Source organism: Changpingibacter yushuensis (assembly GCF_014041995.1).
Lineage (GTDB): Bacteria > Actinomycetota > Actinomycetes > Actinomycetales > Actinomycetaceae > Changpingibacter > Changpingibacter yushuensis.
Genome location: NZ_CP059492.1, coordinates 2,273,995 through 2,291,074 on the forward strand (window position 1 = coordinate 2,273,995; position 17,080 = coordinate 2,291,074).

General features: G+C 59.7%; 15 protein-coding genes. 4 read left to right on the forward strand and 11 right to left on the reverse strand.

Going from position 1 to position 17,080, the window contains the following annotated elements; translation table 11 throughout:
• Positions 1 to 3: 3 nt before the first annotated feature.
• From H2O17_RS09930 to H2O17_RS09970, 9 genes are all read right to left on the reverse strand, one after another.
• The gene (locus H2O17_RS09930; protein WP_182049525.1) at positions 4 to 543 is read right to left on the reverse strand and encodes a DUF3180 family protein; all 540 of its coding nucleotides are present in this window, start codon (positions 541 to 543) and stop codon (positions 4 to 6) included.
• Entirely contained in the window at positions 543 to 1,397 is an 855-nt protein-coding gene (gene folK, locus H2O17_RS09935) for a 2-amino-4-hydroxy-6-hydroxymethyldihydropteridine diphosphokinase (protein ID WP_182049526.1), read from the reverse strand. The genes H2O17_RS09930 and folK overlap by 1 nt, the downstream gene beginning before the upstream one ends.
• On the reverse strand, positions 1,394 to 2,260 hold the full coding sequence (gene folP / locus H2O17_RS09940) for a dihydropteroate synthase (protein ID WP_246311235.1): 867 nt from the start codon (positions 2,258 to 2,260) through the stop codon (positions 1,394 to 1,396). Before folP ends, folK begins: the two co-directional genes overlap by 4 nt.
• 10 nt (positions 2,261 to 2,270) lie before the next feature.
• Positions 2,271 to 2,861: a GTP cyclohydrolase I FolE gene (gene folE, locus H2O17_RS09945; protein WP_182049527.1), complete on the reverse strand. Its 591-nt coding sequence runs from the start codon at positions 2,859 to 2,861 to the stop codon at positions 2,271 to 2,273.
• A complete protein-coding gene (gene ftsH / locus H2O17_RS09950) occupies positions 2,854 to 4,962 on the reverse strand; it encodes an ATP-dependent zinc metalloprotease FtsH (protein WP_182049528.1) in 2,109 nt (702 codons plus the stop codon). Before ftsH ends, folE begins: the two co-directional genes overlap by 8 nt.
• Positions 4,963 to 5,517 carry a hypoxanthine phosphoribosyltransferase gene (gene hpt, locus H2O17_RS09955; protein ID WP_182049529.1) on the reverse strand — a complete coding sequence of 185 codons (555 nt, stop codon included), beginning with the start codon at positions 5,515 to 5,517 and terminating at the stop codon, positions 4,963 to 4,965.
• Positions 5,518 to 5,534: 17 nt separating this feature from the next.
• The gene (gene tilS / locus H2O17_RS09960) at positions 5,535 to 6,584 is read right to left on the reverse strand and encodes a tRNA lysidine(34) synthetase TilS (RefSeq protein WP_182049530.1); all 1,050 of its coding nucleotides are present in this window, start codon (positions 6,582 to 6,584) and stop codon (positions 5,535 to 5,537) included.
• A gap of 9 nt (positions 6,585 to 6,593) precedes the next feature.
• On the reverse strand, positions 6,594 to 7,523 hold the full coding sequence (locus H2O17_RS09965; RefSeq protein WP_182049531.1) for a zinc-dependent metalloprotease: 930 nt from the start codon (positions 7,521 to 7,523) through the stop codon (positions 6,594 to 6,596).
• A gap of 83 nt (positions 7,524 to 7,606) precedes the next feature.
• Positions 7,607 to 8,971, reverse strand: coding sequence for a D-alanyl-D-alanine carboxypeptidase/D-alanyl-D-alanine-endopeptidase (locus H2O17_RS09970; protein WP_182049532.1), 1,365 nt, complete (start codon positions 8,969 to 8,971; stop codon positions 7,607 to 7,609).
• Between the two features lie 79 nt (positions 8,972 to 9,050).
• Here H2O17_RS09970 and H2O17_RS09975 point away from each other — a divergent pair, with 79 nt between their 5' ends.
• Positions 9,051 to 9,554: an inorganic diphosphatase gene (locus H2O17_RS09975; RefSeq protein ID WP_182051037.1), complete on the forward strand. Its 504-nt coding sequence runs from the start codon at positions 9,051 to 9,053 to the stop codon at positions 9,552 to 9,554.
• A 308-nt stretch (positions 9,555 to 9,862) separates the two neighbouring features.
• On the opposite strand, the gene H2O17_RS09980 is transcribed toward H2O17_RS09975, so the two are convergent.
• Entirely contained in the window at positions 9,863 to 11,242 is a 1,380-nt protein-coding gene (locus H2O17_RS09980; protein WP_182049533.1) for a C40 family peptidase, read from the reverse strand.
• Between the two features lie 590 nt (positions 11,243 to 11,832).
• On the opposite strand from H2O17_RS09980, the gene H2O17_RS09985 reads away from it, so the two are divergent.
• From H2O17_RS09985 to H2O17_RS09995, 3 genes are read left to right on the forward strand one after another with little or no spacing between them, the layout of a single operon-like run.
• The gene (locus H2O17_RS09985; protein WP_182049534.1) at positions 11,833 to 13,137 is read left to right on the forward strand and encodes an O-acetylhomoserine aminocarboxypropyltransferase/cysteine synthase family protein; all 1,305 of its coding nucleotides are present in this window, start codon (positions 11,833 to 11,835) and stop codon (positions 13,135 to 13,137) included.
• 57 nt (positions 13,138 to 13,194) lie between these two features.
• The gene (gene metX, locus H2O17_RS09990) at positions 13,195 to 14,418 is read left to right on the forward strand and encodes a homoserine O-acetyltransferase MetX (protein ID WP_246311236.1); all 1,224 of its coding nucleotides are present in this window, start codon (positions 13,195 to 13,197) and stop codon (positions 14,416 to 14,418) included.
• Positions 14,419 to 14,454: 36 nt separating this feature from the next.
• Positions 14,455 to 15,489, forward strand: coding sequence for an alpha/beta fold hydrolase (locus H2O17_RS09995; RefSeq protein ID WP_182049536.1), 1,035 nt, complete (start codon positions 14,455 to 14,457; stop codon positions 15,487 to 15,489).
• Here H2O17_RS09995 and H2O17_RS10000 read toward each other — a convergent pair.
• Entirely contained in the window at positions 15,475 to 16,968 is a 1,494-nt protein-coding gene (locus H2O17_RS10000) for a hypothetical protein (protein WP_182049537.1), read from the reverse strand. The two genes, H2O17_RS09995 and H2O17_RS10000, sit on opposite strands and share 15 nt — an antisense overlap.
• Positions 16,969 to 17,080: the final 112 nt, after the last annotated feature.

The following is a 17,080-nucleotide window of genomic DNA, read 5'->3' on the forward strand; positions in this document are numbered from 1 at the left end:
AAGCTATCCACCGAGCGGAAAGTTCTCAAGTTGTTTGCTCGGTTTACCTCGAACAGCGGTGCCCGGATGGGGCTCACGTGGAATCGGATCGGTGCCACCGCCGTCGTCGTCGCCACTCACATTGCACCACGACTCAACGAGGTACCCAACAAGAGCAAGGACTGCCGAAGCTACCGCGGCGGCGGCTGCGGCACGAACGTGAGCCGTGACGTAGTCTGAGCTTCCCGACCGGTTGTAAAGCACAGCCAGAATTGCGAACGCACCAAACAGAAGAGATCCGCCGCGAGAACCTGATTGTGCCAATACGGCCACACGTGCAGCTGCAAGAGGGCCAATACGGGCTGGCTGCCGTTTTCGAATCCGGCGAACCTGCCAGCCACCCCAAAAAATGAACGCCGCTACCAGAAGGATCAGTATGCTCGTGGCCAGCGGGATAGGAAACGGTGCAGAGCCATCGCGCAGTACGAACACTCCCACGAGGGTTCCTAGGCACACACCCAAACCGATCCAGCCAAGTATCAGCCACCACGGCGTCCTGTGCATCAGAGAGACTTCCCTGACCGCACCAGATCGTCAATCAGATCCGATATTGGGCGGCCCAGCAAAGTGGCATCTGGTTCGATCTGATGCCACGGCACCAGCACGAAGAGCCGTTCCGCTGCACGCGGATGTGGCAGCAGCAAATGCGAATAGGTGGAAGTAATGCCTTCCACGTCAATGATGTCGATGTCGAGCAGCCGGGCGCCCCAGCGTTCGTGGCGGACCCTTCCGCCACGAACCTCGATTCGTTCCAGCGCGGCAAGCAGGTCCAGCGGCGCCAGTGCGGTATCGATGCACATCACCGCATTAAGGTAATCGGCTTGGGGTGCCTGCCCCTCTGCGAGCACGGGAGCGGTTCGCAGGAAGCTAGAGACCGCAACCACATTTACGTCCAACAGCCGAATCTGCCCGATTGCCCACTCGAGCGAACCCTGTGTATCTCCCAAATTGGCGCCTAAGGCCAGCACGACGTGGCGCAGCCCGGCTTGCGAGTCCTTCAACGGTCCGTCCCGATGAATGCGCACCTGTGCGTCTGAGAACGGCAGCGGAACCGGCGCTTTCGGCTTATGAAGCGTGACTGTCACGGAGAGCGCCCCGCGTGCCAACACCTTATCCGCGATGTGCGAAGCAAGCGTTTCGATGAGGTTCACCGATTCGCCAGTGATGACCTGCACCGCGTCGTTCGCAACGTCCGAGTACGAGATCGTTTGGGCGACGTCGTCGGAAATCGCAGCTTGGCGCGTATCTACCTCAACCTCAATGTCCGCCACAAAAGGTTGAAGGTAGGTGCGCTCTTCGGGGAGAACGCCGTGGCAACCGTCGGCCGTAACGCCGAAGATGGAAACCACATCGCTCATTTCGAGCCACCTTTCGGCACCCAGCTGGGCGTGGGCATGCCCGCGTGGCGCAGGTGCTGCGCCGCGAGCACGGCGGCATGGGATGCTGCGACCTCATGCACGCGCACGGCCCACACGCCACGAAGAGCAAAGTAGCTGGTCATGGCGGCAGTGAGATCGTCCCTATCAGCGGGTTGCGGGCCCGGCGCCATTCCCGCTAGGAAATGCTTGCGCGAGACTCCGATGAGGATCGGCATGCCCAGTGCTTCAATGTCCTCGAAATGGGCGGCAAGATCCCAGTTCTGCTCGCCGTTCTTGGCAAATCCGAAACCCGGATCGATGATGATGTTGCTGCGGGCGACACCGAGTGTCACGGCCCTATCTATGGATTCCTGTAGCTCCGCAGAAACCTCCCCTGAGACGTTTGCGTAGCGTGCGCGCGAGTTCATCTCACTAGGAGTACCGCGAGTGTGTTGCAAGATGTACGGGCAGCCGAGGGCGGAAACAGTTGAAAACATGGCCGGATCACCTGCACCACCTGTCACATCGTTGACGATTGCCGCGCCAGCCTCCACAGCCCGGCGCGCAGTCTCCGCGTGGTAGGTATCCACTGAGATCGGCGTGGCAGTTTGGGCCAGAGCCTTGATCACGGCGCCAACGCGGTCCCACTCCTCATCGGCAGTCAGGGGTCTGGCACCCGGCCGGGACGACTCGCCTCCAACATCAATAATGTCGGCGCCCTGCTCGATGAGGCGATGGCCGTGAGCGATGGCCGTATCGGTATTGACCCACCTGCCGCCGTCGGAAAACGAATCGGGCGTGATGTTGAGAATGCCCATCACCAGAGTTCGGTCAAGATGTCGAAGAACACGAGGGACTGCCATGATCGTTCCTTTACGAGTTAATGAGGCTCATGACCTCTGCACGAGTTGCATGGTTGTGCATGCTGCCGCGAACAGCGGACGTCACAGTGGACGCCCCGGGCTTACGCACCCCGCGCATAGACATGCACAGGTGTTCGGCCTTCATCACCACGATGACACCGCGGGCACCAAGCGCTTCCATGAGGCCATCTGCTACCTGCGAGGTCAGACGCTCCTGAATCTGTGGGCGGCGGGCATAACCATCCACCAGCCGAGCCAACTTCGAAAGACCTGTCACCCGCCCGTCCTCGCTGGGAATGTAGGCCACGTGGGCCACTCCATGAAACGGCAGCAGGTGATGCTCACACATGGAATACAGCGGGATGTCCTTGACCAGAACAAGCTCCTGATGCCCAATATCGAAGGTCTTGCTCAGGACCTCGAGAGGATCCTCATGGAGGCCCGCAAACATCTCGCGATAGGCGCGGGCCATGCGATCGGGGGTCTCCCGGAGGCCGTCACGATCGGGATCTTCACCAACTGCCACCAGAAGATCGCGGACGGCTGTGCGCACGCCCTCTTCATCGTAGGGGCGCGCGGAAAGATCCGGTCTGTCAGTCATTGAATGCCTCCTCGGCATCACTATCGGAGCCGTGCGCAGCCTCGGCCGGGCTAGCAGGCAAGGGAATGGGCGGAATTGTTGATGCTGGCAAGTTGGCAGCAAGATGCCAAGCTGGGCGCTCGGGTGCCTTTCGAACGTTGGAGAAAATGTGCTGAAGTTCGTTTTCGAGGATCGTCTCAGTTTCCAAGAGCCGCGCTGCCAAGGTATCAAGTACATCCCGATTCTCGACGACGATCTTCCACGCCTCCGCGAAGGCCTCGTCCAGGAGTATGCGTACCTCGGCATCCACAGTTCCGCTCAGCGCGTCTGAGTGCCTGAGCCCGCTGCTTCCTCCGCCACGTCCCGTCATCGGGTCCGAATCAGAATCAGAGAGGCGTACCGCGCCGATCTTGGCACTCATACCGTACTCAGTGACCATCGTCCGGGCCGTTTCTGTGGCCTTTTGAATGTCATTTGATGCACCAGCGCTCGGATCGCCAAACACGGCCTCCTCGGCCGCGCGCCCGCCCATGGCGTATGTCAGTTGATCCAAAAGCTCGTTGCGTGAGACGGAGTAGCGGTCTTCAGTTGGCATGACCATCGTGTATCCAAGTGCCCGCCCGCGCGGCAGGATTGTCACCTTGGTAACCGGATCAGAGTGGTGCAGCGCGGCAGCCGCGAGCGCATGACCTCCCTCGTGATACGCGGTCATGCGCCTATCTTCGGCGTTCATGACGCGCGATTGCTTCTGCGGGCCCGCGAGCACTCGGTCGATTGCCTCATCCACTTCGTGTTCGCCGATGGTCTCCAACCCATTACGAGCGGCAAGGAGCGCCGCTTCGTTCAGGATGTTCTGGAGATCGGCACCTGTGAAACCGGGAGTTCGGCGTGCAACAGAAAGTAGGCTAACCTCTTCGGCCAATGGCTTCCCCTTGGCGTGGACCTTCAAGATAGCCTCGCGGCCAGGCAGATCCGGCGCATCCACAGAAACTTGGCGATCGAAGCGTCCGGGGCGCAGCAGCGCCGGGTCGAGTACGTCTGGTCTGTTAGTTGCAGCGATAAGGATGACGTTGGTGCGATCATCGAAGCCGTCGAGTTCTACCAGGAGCTGGTTGAGCGTCTGCTCGCGCTCATCGTTTCCACCACCGATTCCCACGCCGCGGCCACGGCCCACAGCATCGATCTCATCCACAAAGACGATGGCTGGTGAGTTCTGCTTTGCCTGTTCGAACAGCTTGCGCACGCGGGAGGCGCCAACGCCCACATACATCTCCACAAACTCGGAGGCAGATATCGAGTAGAACGGGACGCCTGCTTCGCCAGCCACGGCGCGCGCCAACAGAGTCTTGCCAGTCCCGGGCGGGCCATACAAGAGCACTCCGCGGGGGATGCGAGCGCCGAGTGCGTGGAAGCGTTCCGGTGAGGTCAGGAACTGCGTGATCTCCTGCAGCTCCTCGACGGCCTCAACCTCCCCCGCCACATCGTCAAACGTGACGTCGGGGCGGTCACCCTCCAGACTGCGGTCGCGCAGGCGAGTGAAGCCCCCGGGGCCGCCCTGCATTCGAGGTAGGAAGAAGATAAAGAAAGCGATGATGATGAGCATCGGAATCGCCATGACAAGGATGGAATCCCATACTGAGGCTTGCGGCACCAGCGAGTTATATCCTTGCGCAGGATTAGCATCAGCAACGAGATCTGCTACCTGCTGCGCCTGGGCTTCAACGTACTGGAACTGAACCTTCTCACCAGCGTCATGAAGCTCTCCCGAATCGTCCATCGACTTGGTCGGTGTGGTGAGCCAAAGCCGAACTCGTTGCGTGCCCTCAGTTATTTCCGCACGCTTGATTGTGGAGCCCTGAAGGAGTTCGATGCCTTCCGAAGTACGAATGGTCGTGAAACGATCCGCGGATGTCAGAGCCCACGTCACAAGAGTGGCCGCTAGGACCACAACGGCAATCACCCATGCGATCAACCGCCATCGTGACTTCTTGCCATTCTTCGGCTCGCCACTCTTTCCACCCTTCGCAGGGGGATTGTCATCAGGTGCCGAAGGCTCCTGTCCATCGGCCGGCTGGATCTGCGCCGGTTCAACGGGCGTCGTATCGCTCGATTCGAGGCTCATTCACCCTCCATAGACGTGCGGTGCGAGCGTACCGATGCAGTCGAGATTCCTGTACCTCTCCGCGTAGTCGAGCCCGTAGCCCACTAAGAATTCATTGGGGAGATCGAACCCCACATAATCCACGTCGAGCTTGACCTTTGCGGCGTCCGGCTTACGCAGGAGCGTCACGATCTTGACGGAGTTGGGCCCGCGGGATTCGAGGTTTGCCTTCAGCCAAGAAAGAGTCAGACCCGAATCGATGATGTCTTCCACAATGATGACGTCGCGACCCACAAGGTCAGTATCCAAATCCTTGAGGATGCGCACCACTCCGGAAGACTTCGTGCCTGATCCGTAGGAGGAAACAGCCATCCAATCCATCTGAATTGGGCTGCGCATCTTCAGCGCAAGATTGGCCATCACCATAGCCGCACCACGTAAAACACCAACGAGTAGAGGCTCCTTACCCTCGTACTCGCCATCAATTTGAGCAGCAAGTTCCGTTAGCCGAGAATCGATCTGCTCTGCGGTGATAAGTACTTGGTCAAGGTCGTCGTTGAGGTCACGAGCTTCCATGGTTGTCCTTCCTTGGGTTAATGGTTCAAGCCTACGCTGCCAAACACGATGCACCCGGATTGTTGCGCCACTCGGATCCCTGGCAGGTCCACTCCGCGCCCACCGCCCGGCCCTGTAATCAGCTCATCAATGTGATCGATATGCCATCCAGTCAACTCACCAGACCGAGCCCCCGCATCCAGAGCCAAGTGCCGGATCACGCGAGTGCGCACCGCCACCGGAAGCTCTCTCAGCTTCGCAATCGAAGGACGCTCCCCCAGAACCTCTCGCTCACGCCCAGCCCACGCTTCCAATGCGTCGTCGTCGGCCTGAAGAAGATGCGCTGTGCGGGCGAGCGCTTGGACTACCCCGGAACCCACGGCCCTCTCTAGTGCGGGCAGCGCTTCGTGACGAATGGCTGCGCGGCGAAGAAGTGCGCCATCTGCAGCGCGCCATTCAGAGTCTGGAGCGTTGGTGGGATCCTCCACCCACGGCGTGGACGTGGAGCGCAAGGCAGCACGTAATTCTTCGCGACGCATGTTCAAGAATGGGCGCAACGCCATGACATCGGAGAACTCGGGCAATGGGCCCACCGCACGCATTCCGCTGATCGATCGCGCCCCCGATCCGCGTCCTAATCCGAGCAGTACCGTCTCAGCTTGGTCATCAGCAGTGTGCCCCAGCAGAACAGCCACTTTTGCGCCATCGCGTGTGAACTGGCGGGCGGTATCTGCCAACGCAGCGTATCGGGCAGATCGCGCGCCGCCCTCTGGGCCGGCCGAAATGGTGGGGGCAGACACATCAACATGGACGGCAACCGCAGGATCCGCCCCGGCCACTTCCATGAGCGCACGAACGTGTTCGGCCTCATCTGCGGACTCGCTGCGCAACCCATGGTCCACCGTCACCGTTGCCACCAACAGGCCAGCGTGCCGGGCAACGAAGAGTGCCGCATGCGCCAACGCCATCGAGTCCGATCCACCCGATACGGCCACAACGAGGCGATCACCAGGCCCCAATCCCGCGCGGTCAAGGGCATCCTTTACTGCATTGCGTGCCGCAGCGACGGCCTTGTGGGGTCCGCTCACTGGTTCTCCTCACCTCATTCGATTGATCCACGCCTGTGGCGCTGCGATCTCCTCTAGGGAAGGCGCATTGAGCGGAGATTCCCACACTGCGTTGAGGCCGTCATACCCCACGGCTTTCACAACTTCCGCCACAAAGGTAGCCCCCGATGAGTACTGGCTCAACTTCGCCTGAAGCCCCATCGAACGGTTGATGGCGCGTTTGAGAGCTCCACCCGAGCTACGGCGCTGGCCGATCGCCGCAATGAGCCGGTTCTTGCCGGGCATTTGCGCAATGGGTACCGCATTCATGACGTGTTCGGCGTGCCCTTCCAAGAGGCTCATCACAGCAGAAACCTCACCGCCCGCGCCATCTGTGAGCACAATCTGCTCGCCGTCCCGCTGTGCCTGAAGCAAGCTACGGGCGCGCGAGACGATGAATCCTTCGAGCCAAGGAGCGGCCGCGAACTGGGCGGCATGGGTGAGTTCGTGCACACTGACCCAGAGCGCCAAGTCACGGCGGTCCAAACCATATGTGCGTTGGAAGGCAAGTATGTTAGGCGCAACCAACAGGAGGCGCCCGCGGCCCCCGTCGGTCGATTCGCCGCCGAACGGCAAGAACTGGCCAAGTGTTGACCTAGCCATCACGGCCAACGAGGCGCCCAGCCCCGTGGAGAGCGCGGCCGCCTCGAGCCAATTCTGTTCGCTTACTCCACCGAACAGGTCCTCAAACGAGTCTGCAACCACCTTCGACCAACTCTGCCGGGAGACCACGAGCACAGGAACGTCAAGGTTTGCCGCCGAATCAAGGTGCGCTATATCGCTGACAATGTGGGGAGCTCGCAAGGCTTGGGCGTGCAGTTGCGCAACCACCCCGTGGCCCGTTCGCTGGTCGATAGAGGGTCCAGGACCTGCCAGAAATGCCGATACCCGCCCTGTCAGATCGGAATTGATGAGCGCCATGGCTCTACCGTAGCCGCCGATTGCGGCCCGGGCACACATTGATGCGCTGACGGCGCATTTCGCTGCGGCGCATTCGAAGGGCTTTACAGACCTGCCACAGTGGTGAGGAGTTCGTCCATCACCGGGCGCACCAAGCCAGTTGTTCCTTCCTCGATGCCATCCACGAGGATCGAGAAGGTCAGGAGGCGGCCGTTGGCGGTCAGGAGATAACCGGAGAGTGCATTGGCGGTCACGAGTGTGCCCGTTTTCGCGTGCACCTTACCCGCGATGACCGTTCCGATCGAGCGATCCGAAAGCGTGCCGTTCAGACCCATCACCGGAACTCCAGAGGCGATCGCTTCAAGGTTGCAGCCGTCGCACGTGTAGAGGTTGTCAAAAACCTGCACGAGAATCGTAGTGGTGAGCTTGTTGGAAATCGAGAGTCCAGAGTTGTCAACGAGGCTGACACCCGCGACGTCGTAACCCAAATCGGCCAAAGAAGCTACAGTTTGTGCCCCCGCACTCTCGAATGTTCCCTCACCACCTGTGGCGATCGAGGCAAGGTGCCCAAGCACATCTGCAGTTGTGTTGTCCGAATCAGTCAACATGAAGTCCACCAGTTCGCGAACGCTGGCACTGTGCACGGAGGCAAGTTCGCTCGCGTCCGACGGCGACGTGGCTCTCCCGTCCAGAGTGGCCGAGATACCCAGGTCCACCAGCGCATCCACGAGCGCCTGACCCGCCTGCAGATCGGGATTGGAGGTGTACTGATTGTTGGCGTTGCGCGACTGCATGATAGCCAATGGCCGCATTTCCATGATGTAGCCGGTATCTACTCCCGTAACTTCAGAGCTGTACAGCGATCCAGAAAAGAGCGACGAGTCCACGGCAACCGAGACTTCCGAGACGCCCTGTTCAGATAGCTTGGCTGCCGTAGCTTCTGCCAAATCGCCTATGCCGGCCCGTCCCTTAATCGCGGTCTCATCGCCCGCGCCCGAAGCGAGCAGGGTATCCCCGCCACCCACCAGATACAGGGTGGATCCGGAGAGGGTGGTTGTGGTCGGGAACGTGGTGGCTGGGCCCAGTTTCTCAAGTGCGACGACGGCGGTTGCAAGCTTCGTGTTAGAGGCCGGGGTACGAGCCACATCGGCATTCGAAGATCCCAGCACATCACCTGTTGCCGTATCCACAAACTCGATGGAGGAACCGCCAGTCACTTGATCGTCAGCCTGAAAGGCTTCAATGGCACTCTGGACGGCCGCCGCATCGGGAATCTGCGCATCTGAATCGAACTCCGGGAGAATGGCCTGGGTTTCGCTCCGCGCTTGCACAGTTGGGTAAGCTTCCGCCGTGGCCACAATGGGCCGCGTTGTGAGGACACCCGGGGTAAGATCGAATGCATCCGCAAGGAGGTAGATTCCACCGAGCGCTAGTATCGCCGAGATGGCCACCTGTGTTCGTCGTTTCACAGAACCAAGTTTCGCATGCTTGCCCGGTAGATCAAGCCTCGGCGACGCCGTGACCCATCGAGAAGGAGAAACCCACATGATGGAGTTCGATGTCACCATCGAGATTCCCAAGGGCAATCGCAACAAGTACGAAGTCGATCACGAGACGGGCAGGATCCGGCTCGACCGCATGCTTTTTACATCAACTCGCTACCCTGACGACTACGGCTTCATTGATAACACCCTCGGTGAGGACGGCGATCCTCTCGATGCGCTCGTTCTTCTCGAGGAGCCAACGTTCCCTGGCTGCGTGATCAAGTGCCGAGCGCTCGGTATGTTCCGCATGCGCGACGAACATGGCGGCGACGACAAGGTGCTGTGTGTTCCCGCTGGGGATCAGCGCGCCTCGTGGCGTACGGAGATCGAAGATGTCTCCGAGTTCCACCGTCTGGAGATCCAGCACTTTTTCGAGGTGTACAAGGATCTTGAACCAGGCAAGTCTGTGGAAGGTGCTCATTGGGTGGGACGTCTGGATGCTGAGGAAGAGATCCGCAACTCCTACCAACGCCTCATTGATCACGAAGGTGAGAAGCAGCAGCACTGATCTGTGCACAACTGCCGGCCGAAAAGCCAAAACTCAACTGCTCCTTGGAAGTCAGTACTGGCAAATTCAGTACTGACTTCCAAGGAGCAGTTTTGTGCAGCCACGCAGATCAAGAGCCGATAATGAGTGCGTGATTGGCGTGGCTCGATTCTGATGACGTGTTCGCGCTAGTTCCACGTGGGCGCGCACAGGCGCCACCGACCTTGTCGAAGCAACGACCTCAGGGCACGCAGGTGCTCTCTTTCCACGAGGTCCAATCAGTCGAATGGGCAGATCACTCAGATACGCGGATCATTCAGATACGCGAATCACCTAAACACGCGAATCACAATTGGGTTTGATCCCACCCAGCTGTCCTTACCCACGCGGGTTCCCCAGCTTTCGTTCCAGGCTCCCACGTTTTGGCCGTTACCAATACTGATAGCTACGTGACCCGGCCAGTACAGGATGTCTCCCGGCTGAACGTTGGCGTAAGAGACCCTTGTGCCAACCGATAGGACCGATGTGGTGTAGCCACCAATGCTCACACCAAACTGCTTGTAGACATAGCGTACAAAGCCAATGCAGTCCCACCCGGAGGGCGTGGTCCCCGCCCACACGTACGGCACTCCAACGTAGCCCATCGCAAAGTTCACAATGGCCTTGCCGGTTGCTGAACCCGAACTCGTGCCACCAGAAGGTTGTGTGGTGGTGGTAGCCGTTGGAGTCGGAGCAGCCGTTGCCTTGGGAGTGGTAGCGGCTGGACTAGGCGTTGTGGCTGCAGGTTTTGGAGTTGTGGCTGCAGGTTTTGGAGTTGTAGCTGATGAACTCGGCGCAGGAGCTTTTGTTGTTGTGGTTGTCGAGGGTTGCGTTGCCGCAGGAGTGCTAGGCGAGTTTGGCGTATCCCGGGTCGCTTCTTTCTCAGCTGCTTGAACAATCTTTTCTTGCTCAACTTTGGCTTCAGCCTTGGCGGAAGCTTCCTTCTGCTCCTGCAACTGAGTCTCAATGGCCTCAGTGGTCCCCTTTTGAACAGCGAGCTGTGCGATGAGGTCTGACCGTTGGCTTGCGATACCGGCAGCCTGAGAATCCACATCGCTCTTTGCTGAGGTCACAGCATCTTCGGCTGACTGGGCCGCATCTGCAGCTTTCTGCTGTGCGGCGGTCTTCTTCTCTGCCTCTGCTTGCATTGTATCGGCCACAGATTGTAGGGCTTCATACTGCTGCACTGCCTTGTTGGCATCCTCACCAACAAGTCCATAAGCGCGCGCCCGGTTGTTTGCATCTTGGAGAGAATCAGCGCCCAAGAGATATGCCGCCCCAGAGATTGAACCAGCGCCGTCTCGGTACATCGCGGTGGAGATGCGCCCCAGTTCGTCCTTAGCTGCATCGGCTTTGGCGGCGGCTTGTTCGGCTGCTTCGTGCGCCGCAGCGGCGTCGCCAATCGCATCGGTGAGTGAACGCTGGGCTGCGATCGACGCGGCCTGTGCCTGAGCAACCTTGGTGCCGAGTTCATTGCTCTGCGCTGCAAGCTGAGCCAAGCTGACTTCGAGACCTGCAATCGATTGGCTTGTTTGGGATTGCGCGGTCTTTGCCTCGTTGAGTTGGTCCTCGCTGGCATCGTCAGCGAAGGCCGGAGTCGCGAAAACGCCAGCGGTCAGTGCTGAAACTGCAAGGGCTGCCACCCAACGCCGAATACTCTGATGTGCCACTATCTCTCCGTCTGCTACAAACCTGGCAATGGCGGCTTGGTGAAGCCTCCCCATGTACAACGTGCAATTACGAACTTATAACAAATGGACACAAATTGGAACACCGTTCACAACTGTTATCACGATTAACACCCATCACAAAGTTAACAATCGCCTCATATGGCGCATTGTCATCGCGTTACAATCCGAGCATTTTCTCACCATCCCAACAGATACGCGCACCAGTTCCCTGACTGCGCACATAGCTCGTAACAATGCCACTGACCGATGCCGTCATTCACCCGCGTTCACGTGAGTACTCGAGACTCCCGTCCTTGAGGCTCCCGCCCTCGAAGCCCCATCCTCGAGGCCCTTACAGCCGAAGTCTCGACTTGTGAGACAAAACGATCGGGACTTGACTCATCACCAAGTTCGGAAGCTAAGCTCTAGCCATGTTCTTGCGAATGCCCAACTAGCGCACCCCGTCCGCCCGGACGTGAGTCGTGCGCTTCCAGCCCTATGAACCACAAGAATTGTGCGCGGGCTGGTTGGGACGCTAAATGAGCATAGGCGTGTCCGCCGCCCGCTCCCCCATGTAAGAGGAGCAAAGAATGACTACCAACACCTGGGGTTTCGATACCCTTCAGATCCATGCAGGCCACACCCCAGATTCCGATTTCGGGGCACGTGCACTGCCGATTTACCAAACAACGTCCTACGTCTTTAAGGATGCGGAGCAAGCCGCCGGCCGATTCGCACTGACGGACGCCGGCCCGATCTACACCCGGCTCACCAATCCCACCTCGGGCGCAATCGAGGATCGCATTGCCGCCCTTGAGGGTGGCGCAGCGGGCCTCCTGCTCGCCTCAGGCGAAGCCGCCGAGTTCTACACCCTAGTCAACCTCGCCCAAGCAGGCCACAATATTGTCGCCTCGCCGTCGCTATATGGCGGCACGTACAACCTATTGAAGACAACTCTCAAGCAGTTCGGCATCGAAACCCGCTTTGTGGAAGATCCCGACGATCCCGAGAACTGGCGTGCTCTTGTAGATGAGAACACCCGCGCCCTGTACGGCGAATCCATTCCCAACCCAAAGGGCGACATCCTTGACCTCGAGGCCCTAGCCGACATCGCGCACGCCAACGGCATTCCGCTGGTCGTAGATAACACCGTAGGCACCCCATACACGGTTCGCCCACTCGAATGGGGAGCAGACATCGTGGTGGAATCGGCCACGAAGTTCCTAGGCGGTCACGGAACCTCAATTGCGGGCGTCGTCGTGGAAAAGGGCGATTTCAACTGGGACAACGGGAAGTTCCCCCTGCTCTCCGAACCGGACGAAAGCTACAACGGACTCGCATTCTCGCGCATCGGACCTGGCGCGTTCGTTACCCGCATCCGCGCCACGTTGCTGCGCGATACGGGCGCCGTTATCTCGCCATTCAACGCGTTCCTCGTAGGCTTGGGAGTAGAGACGCTTTCGCTGCGGATGGAGCGGCATCTCACCAACGCCAAGGCCGTAGCGGAGTTCCTCGACAAGCACCCCGGCGTAGCTCACGTCCAATACTCGGGTCTGGTTTCCTCGCCGTACTACGAACTGGCACAGAAGTACACGCCGAAGGGAGCAGGCTCCGTGTTCACCTTCAACCTTGACGGTGGGCGCGACGCCGGCATCGCCTTCATTGATGCTCTCCAGCTGTTCTCCAACCTCGCGAACATCGGCGATGCGAAGTCGTTGGCTATTCACCCGGCTTCGACCACCCATTCTCAGATGGACGACGACGAACTCGCAGCCAGCGGTATTGACGCCGGCACGATCCGTTTGTCGGTTGGGATCGAAGACATCAAGGATATCGTCGCCGATCTCGAGCGCGGCCTCGCAGCGGCAGCCAACGTCACGCGGGCAGCGGCCTGAGTCATGACTGATTGTGAGATCCCCAAGTTTCTCGTAGGGCACGCTCCTCTGGACCGTGTGACTGACGCAGAGCCGATCGGCGACTTTGACACCGGGTACCGCCCAGCGCCCACGCCGCATCTGCCCGCCTCCGGCGCATGGTTCGAAGGCGACGATCCCGGTGAGCGTCAGTTCCTTGGCCTCGGCGGAATCGAGCTCGAGCTGGGCGGGCGCCTACCTGACGTCCGCATGGCCTATGAGACTTGGGGAACTCTCAATTCAGACGCCTCGAATGCCATCCTGCTCTGCCACGCGCTAACCGGTGACTCCCATGCGGCGAGCAGCTCCAACCAAGGCGGCTGGTGGGCGGATATCGTGGGGCCCGGAAAGGCTCTGGACACCACCACACACTTCGTCGTGTGTCCGAATGTTCTGGGCGGGTGTCAGGGCACAACCGGACCTTCCTCCACTGCGCCGGACGGCAGGCCGTGGGGATCGCGCTTCCCTGAGGTGACGATGCGCGACATGGTTAATGCAGAGGCCAAGCTGGCTGATCTTCTGGGCATCCAGAAATGGGCACTTATCGCCGGCGCATCGTTCGGTGGGAACCTCGTCATGGAGTGGGCAGCATCCTACCCTGAGCGAACGGGCGCGATCGCCGTCCTGGTCTCCGGCCCCGCGAGCACGGCAGAACAGATTGCATACGCACACTTCCAGAAGGAAGCGATTCTCCACGATCCCAAGTGGCGCGGCGGCGACTATTACGACGCCCGAGATGATCAAGGACCCACCGAAGGTCTAGGCCTTGCCCGGAAGATTGCCCACATGAGTTATCGGTGTGCACCCGAACTGGACACCCGATTCGCCCGCACTCCGCAGGATGGTGAGGATCCCCTTCACGGCGGTCGCTACGCGGTGGAAAGCTACCTCGACTACCACGCCTACAAGCTCGCAGCCCGCTTTGATGCCAACTCGTATCTGGTCATCACCCAGGCCTTCATGACCCATGACATTGGCCGCGGCCGCGGCGGGGTTGAGAGCGTTCTGCCCACGCTCACCATGCCGGCCCTCGTTGCCGAAGTAGATTCGGACAGACTCTTCTATCCGGCTTCAATGCGCGAACTCGCCGATGCCCTGCCAGGTTGTAAAGGCATCGCGACTGTCCATTCCCGTCATGGCCACGACGGCTTCCTCATTGAGAATGACCAAGTGACCCACATCCTCACCCATTTCCTCCGCGGTCTAGGAGGCGCCGCGGCGCACCTACCCGAAGACTTCACCCGGTCTGTTTCCCACCCGTAAACCCGCAACACCCGCCTTGGGTGGCACGATAGATATATGACTGAGTGGCAAGAGGACATGTTGGGTCCGGACTACCAGTGCGTCGTCGTCGACCTTGAACCCGACGACGAAGGCCCGGTAGTTACGACTATTGTTAGGCACGCGCCTATATCCACACGCGACCGCTCAACGCGGCCTGCCTTCGCATTTCTCGCCATCCACGGCTGGAATGACTACTTCTATCAGACGCAACTCGCCGAATCCATCACTGGTGCCGGCGGCGCCTTCTTCGCACTTGACCTGCGCAAATACGGGCGCAGCCACCGCGAATGGCAGACATTTGGATTCTCGGACAACCTCGACATGTACGACGACGACATCCATGCCGCCACCGATGTGATCGTCCAAGAATTCGGCACCGATATTCCGCTCGTGTTGTATGGCCACTCCACAGGTGGCCTCATTGCCACTTTGTGGGCAGATCGCCATCCAGGTGCCCTTGCTGGGCTCATCCTGAACTCGCCGTGGCTGGAACTGCAAGCGAACACCGCCTTCCGCCAACTCAGTGCACCGATTCTTGACCGGATCTCCCGGCTGGCACCGAAGTCGGTTATCCCTATCTCGGATAACGGTTTCTATCAGAAGGTCCTGACGGCGGGCTTCTCGGAGGGGGAACGTGCAGTCCCTGGGGCGCCCGATGGCACCACTGATCCGTTCTGGACAACTGGCTGGCAGCCAGATCCGCGGTTCCGGACCATGCCGTCACCCTCTATGCGAGTGGCGTGGTTGTCGGCTATCTTGGCAGGTCAGGCACGCGTGGCAGCGGGTCTTGATATCACGTGCCCCATCCTTGTGCTCACATCCAACCGATCGGTGGCACGCCCCACGTGGTCTGAGGATTATCGCGCGGGTGATGGCGTGTTGGACGTCCAACAGATCTGGAAACGAATACCAGGACTCGGATCATGCGTCACCCTGTGCAAGCTCACAGACGCCATCCACGACGTCACACTTTCACGCGAGAGTGTTCGCCGTGAAGCATTTCGCATCATCAATCGGTTCGTATATGCGAGTGTATTACAGCTCGCCTAGCATCTGACCAGACGTAGTCTTCCACACCTTCCAGCCATCGACATCTGAGAGCCCTGAGACTGCCCTAGCTGCCATGGTTGGATCCGTAAACACCGCTCCGTTGGAAAGCATGAGCGTACCCCAGCCCGTCACCTCCGCACGGAACTCGATACCGCGACGGCGCTGGTGCCAGACGACGACGAATGGCGCGCGGCACCTGCGAGCAATCTCGAGAAGACGATCACTGCTGGAACGTGCTTGAAACTCAGCTGCCTCTTCCACTGCGTCACTTGAGGTCCTAGCCGCGGTGGATTCCGAGATGAAGCTCGGTGCTGGCGAATCATCGCTGTGCCGTGGCGCGGATCCTTCCCACAGTCTTTGTTCAAGGCGGCGGCGGGCCAGTAGAGACTGCTCATACAAAGTGGTAGGGCGCTGTGAGCCCGCCTGATCACGAATGGGCGCAGGTGCGTACGGGTGGTGAGATGAAGCTGGAGACGGAGATGGAGCTGGAGACGGCACGGGATCTGGCTCAGGCGCAGGCGACAGGCGTCCTGGCTCAATGATGGCCGTCGCGGGATCTGCTTGGGCTCCACCCTCCGGGACAGGAGTCTGACCACGCAGGGAATCAAGGAATCTGTGCGCTCGCCGCCGCTGCCTCGGCGCATCTTCCACGGCAACGGGCGCAGCGGGCAACGCGGGCTCAGCGGCCGGTTCCTCCGGCGAGTATGCCGACGGTGCGGAATCTGCCGAGACACTGGTTGGCACGCGCGCGGTGAGGGGCGGATCGGCTGGAGGATCGAGCTCCACAGCGGCTTCCACGTTCTGGGAAGCAACAGGCTCAAACATCGTTGGAGGCTCAGCAGCCCCAGCAGCGGATGGAGCCTCTACAGGTTCAGCACTTGCCTCAAGAACAGTGCGCCCACCCGTCGCACTACCCAGCCATCCAAAAGCAGAACCGTGCGGCTTGACCTCTTCGAGCGAAACCAATATCTGATTGCCATCATGAATGGATGCTTGAGACACGTTAAGCCCAGCTCCAGAAAGCGCTTGGACTGCGGGCATAACGGCGGCGTCGATAGAAAGAACGATGAGGAAGAGCCGCGGGCCGGGAGCAGGATGCGGTTCGCAGGTATTGAGGAAGGTCTGCCAATTGCTTGGGAACGATCTAGCGCCCGGACCATACATGCGTGCTAGGCCCTGCCTGCTGATTTCCCCGTGGCGACCAGCGCGGGCGAGTGCCGAAAGGAGTTCCTCATTATTGAGAAGCTCAAGCACTTCGATCGTGGTGATCTGGCCGGATGGGTCAAGAGCAATGAGCGATTCGCGAGCCTCACCAGCACTCATTTCCGACTGCCACGCGATCGGAAAGAGGGGAACGTCGAGGATATCTATGACCCGTTCTCTGATCGCGGCTATGGATTTTTCAGCGAGTTGGGTACCAGCCAGATCGATGAACCGGGCAGGAATGAGATGCCCATCCTCCAAGGCGAAAACCGCCATCTAAGCACTCCCCTCACATGTGCAGATCCACCCCGCCCACACACAACAATCCTTGACCCAGACTAGTCGAAAATTCGGGAACGTTTGACGCATGGCCACGAAGCTTCCGCAC